At 68.9% G+C, this 3,304-nt stretch carries 4 protein-coding genes and 2 pseudogenes; 2 read left to right on the top strand and 4 right to left on the bottom strand.

The genetic code is table 11. From position 1 onward, the window contains the following. The 3 genes from J1C73_RS09325 to panD all read right to left on the bottom strand — a co-directional run. Window positions 1–625 (bottom strand): arylsulfatase (locus J1C73_RS09325; RefSeq protein ID WP_207315918.1); only part of this gene is annotated, 625 nt, incomplete at its 3' end. Window positions 626–664: 39 nt separating this feature from the next. Next, window positions 665–1,027, bottom strand: coding sequence for a GNAT family N-acetyltransferase (locus tag J1C73_RS09320; protein ID WP_207315917.1), 363 nt, complete (start codon window positions 1,025–1,027; stop codon window positions 665–667). Between the two features lie 30 nt (window positions 1,028–1,057). Next, on the bottom strand, window positions 1,058–1,483 hold the full coding sequence (panD, locus tag J1C73_RS09315; RefSeq protein ID WP_207315916.1) for an aspartate 1-decarboxylase: 426 nt from the start codon (window positions 1,481–1,483) through the stop codon (window positions 1,058–1,060). A 646-nt stretch (window positions 1,484–2,129) separates the two neighbouring features. On the opposite strand from panD, the gene J1C73_RS09310 reads away from it, so the two are divergent. Beyond that, window positions 2,130–2,300 carry a helix-turn-helix domain-containing protein gene (locus tag J1C73_RS09310; RefSeq protein WP_307797638.1) on the top strand — a complete coding sequence of 57 codons (171 nt, stop codon included), beginning with the start codon at window positions 2,130–2,132 and terminating at the stop codon, window positions 2,298–2,300. 10 nt (window positions 2,301–2,310) lie between these two features. On the opposite strand, the pseudogene J1C73_RS09305 reads toward J1C73_RS09310, so the two are convergent. After that, a pseudogene (locus tag J1C73_RS09305) lies at window positions 2,311–2,772 on the bottom strand (transposase); the annotation flags it as partial. Between the two features lie 212 nt (window positions 2,773–2,984). Between J1C73_RS09305 and J1C73_RS35920 the strand changes: the two are divergent. Continuing rightward, window positions 2,985–3,023: pseudogene (locus tag J1C73_RS35920) on the top strand (hypothetical protein). The last annotated feature ends 281 nt before the right edge of the window (window positions 3,024–3,304 follow it).

The following is a 3,304-nucleotide window of genomic DNA, read 5'->3' as shown; positions in this document are numbered from 1 at the left end:
CGGCCGCCGCGGCGGCCAGCCCCGGACGCGGGCTGGACAGGACCGGGATCCGGGTGGCCGTGCGAGTGACGGCATCGGCCATCGAGGCCTGGGCCAGCACGATCACGTCGGCGTCCGTCACCGCGTCGGCCGCGGCGGCCACCAGATCCAGATACCCCTCACGCTCGCCCGCCTCGAACCGCTCCCAGGCGCCCTCGACCAGGACGGTGCGCACCTTGGCCGGACGCCCGCCCGCCCTGTCCGCCTCCTCGGCGAGCAGCGCGAGGGTCGGCGGCAGGGTGGCGGCGAGTGCCGCGATGACGGTCACCCGCTCCGCACGGGCGGCGTCCGCCGCCATCGGGCGGTCGACCCGCAGCACCGGGACGCCGAGCGCCACCCCGACCGACTCGGCGACCCCACCGATCGTCGAGCAGGTACAGAGCACAGCGGTGGCTCCCCCGGCGACCGCATCGGAAAGCAGCGCCTGGATCTCGCCCGTCACCGCTTCCGGCCCCATCGCTCCGGCCCGGTCTAGCAGTTCCTTGTGCACGAGGTGGCGCAGGACGAGCCCGGGATGGCCGGCGTCGCGCAGGGCGTCGAAGACCGGGACATGGACCGGAGAGGTGTGCAGCAGAGCGAGGGTCACGGGCGAAACGCTACCGGCCCCGCCGGCCGGCACCAGGAGTCAGTACAGCTCGGGACGGGACCTGAGCTGCTCCTTCGCCCGCTCCACCAGACCACCCGGAGCCTCCGGCGCCTCGTCGGGGTGGCGCGACGCCCACTTCGCGGCGTACGGGCAGAGCGGGACTACAGGCACTCCCCCGCGACCCGCCATGGCGTAGAACTCCCTGACCAGGGAGCCTGCGATGCCCTTGCCCTCGTGCCCCGGCTCGACGACCGTGTGCACGGCGACGAGCGCGGCGGGCGCTCCCTCCATGACGAAGTACACGACGACCCCGGCAGCCGCGCCGTTCTCGTACGCGAGCAGCTTGCCGGCTGCCCGGTCGTCACGGATGTCGAGCCCGGTCCGTCCGGTCTGGTCCGCCATGGCGGGTGCCCCCTCGGTGGGTCGGTCGCTTCAGCGCGCCGCGGGCACGGCGTGCGGGCCGCGCGCGGTGTCGGTGCCCGGGACAGGCGCGGAGGCGTCGGCGCCGAGCGCGACGATCCGGTTTCCCGCGTCGACATGGACGATACGCGGAACCAGGCGGCGCGCCTCGGCGTCGTCGACCTGCGCGTAGCTGATCAGGATGACCAGGTCGCCAGGGTGCACGAGGTGGGCGGCCGCGCCGTTGATTCCGATGACCCCGGAGCCACGTTCGCCCTCGATCACGTATGTCTCCAGCCGGGCACCGTTGTCGATGTCCACGATGTGCACGAGCTCGCCGGGCAGCAGATCCGCGGCCTCCATCAGCTCGGCGTCGACGGTGACGGAACCGACGTAGTGCAGGTCGGCCTGGGTCACGGTGGCCCGGTGGATTTTGGACTTGAACATGGTACGCATCATCGAGGTGCTCCCAGGCTAGGCTCCCTGCCTGCGTTTTTGCAGGTCAAGTGCTGTTTTCCTACCTTACAACGAGTCGCAAGTTCGGTCAGCTTTCCCCAGGTATTTGAGGACTGATGCTCACCACTTGCTCACTTTTCTGACCCCCCGTCAGGCAGATCGGAGGTCATCCACGGACACCTGTGGCCATCCCACCGCGACGACGACGCCAGCCTACGCAACCACCTTGGGCTTCCTCGGGGCCGCCCCCATCCCCCCGCCACACCCTGGCTCCGCTCCTGGCGCGAGGGGGCGGGTGACCACGGAGCCGGGCTACGCCTCCGCTACCGAGACGCCCCCTGCCCACCAGCTACTTACGAGACGGCGCGGGCGAAACAAATCGCGGGCGGCGCGGGAACATAGCAGCAAATGACCGGCTGGGGAAACCGGTGATTCTCAGGACCATTTCTGTTGTCCGCGCGCCGGCACTTGGTGGTGGCAATCGGCGGACGCTCGCGCGGCACACGGATCGGACCCGCGGTGAGCGAATTTCACTGTTTGATCAGGACATCAGGGAGTCATCTTGCACGAATCGACACGCACGGCTTCATACCAGCTGAGCTCCACGACCTACTCGGCACGCGAACGCCACCCTGGCGCGCCGGTTCTTATGGATACAGCCGAGGTAGCGACCATGCTGAACATGTCCGTCAGCTGGGTCTACAAGGAAGCTGCGAAGTTGGGCCTCAAGGGATACAAGCTCGGCCGAGGCCGGAACGCCAAGGTCCTGTACAAAAGGACTGAGGTCTTCAAATGGCTGGAGCAGCAGAAGATTCACTAACTTGACTCTGCGCCGTCCACGAACTGCGGCCCGTCTCCAGTGCGCAGATCACCGAGTACGGCCAGCCGGGAACGGGGATGTGCTGGTCCTTGCCCCGCCCGTAGGTGTGACACAGGATCCGCTGCGGTGAGGTATGCGCGCTGGGCCGCAGCCAGCAGGTGATGTCGGCGGCCAGGACCAGCCGGCCGTCCGCCGATCGCGGCAGAGGCACCGCGGTCAGGGCCCGCCGAAGCCGGGCCACATCGACCTGGCCCGCGGCCAGAGCGTCGTAGAGCCCACCGTGCCCGCGACGGTGTTCACCCACCAGCGACAGCTCCACCAGCGACCGGACCGGACCATCGGCGCACAACACGGCGTCCGCGAGCTCGAACAACGCATCCGCACGCCTGGTCAGACAGGAATAGAACTCACCCCGGAAGCGTGACAGTTCCGCAAACGGATCCTGCCGTACGACGCGATGCGACAGGCTCATTCCCACGGCCTTCGTGCTGAGTGTTGTGTGTTCCTTGGTCGGATCACATGCTCAGCCGAAGGCTGCCTGCGCGTAAGGAAGTTACCGGTCCGAGTGATTAAGTACGAGGACTCGTTCGGGCCCCGAGGTTAAAGATCAAGCTAGCCGTCGAGGTGGTCACGTCAACCGGCTTCCGCAGACGCCTCAACCGAGGGCGCCGCCGCGCGATTGCCATGCGGCGTCTCCGCCGCATGAGGCGATCCGAGCGCTGAACGCGCGCCGTCCGGGCCGGAGGGCCAGGAGCGGCTGCTCCCCGGTGCGGCGTCTGCCGGGTGAGCCGGAGGTCCGGGCGCGGGTGTATGCCGACGTACGCCGGCCGGGAGCGCGGTGATGTCAGTGCGTGCGCGGCGGTCTCCTGCGGCACGGGAGCGCGCATGCTCACCCGGCACTCGGCCAGCTCGGTACCCCTGTAGTACAGGGGGGCGGCCCCGGCCGTACTGTGTCCCGCCGTGAACGGGGGCCGGGGCCTTGCCCCAATACCGTTCAGTTAAGC

Origin of the sequence: Streptomyces laculatispora, assembly GCF_017353455.1 — a bacterium.
Classification (GTDB): domain Bacteria; phylum Actinomycetota; class Actinomycetes; order Streptomycetales; family Streptomycetaceae; genus Streptomyces; species Streptomyces laculatispora.
Note: the sequence above shows the minus strand (reverse complement) of the source record. Positions and strands in the feature narration are given on the sequence as shown.

What these genes read in the sequence shown, in the direction of transcription:
- panD (WP_207315916.1), bottom strand. Translation starts at nt 1,483, where the DNA reads ATGATGCGTACCATGTTCAAGTCCAAAATCCACCGGGCCACCGTGACC.
- J1C73_RS09320 (WP_207315917.1), bottom strand. Translation starts at nt 1,027, where the DNA reads ATGGCGGACCAGACCGGACGGACCGGGCTCGACATCCGTGACGACCGG.
- J1C73_RS09310 (WP_307797638.1), top strand. Translation starts at nt 2,130, where the DNA reads ATGGATACAGCCGAGGTAGCGACCATGCTGAACATGTCCGTCAGCTGG.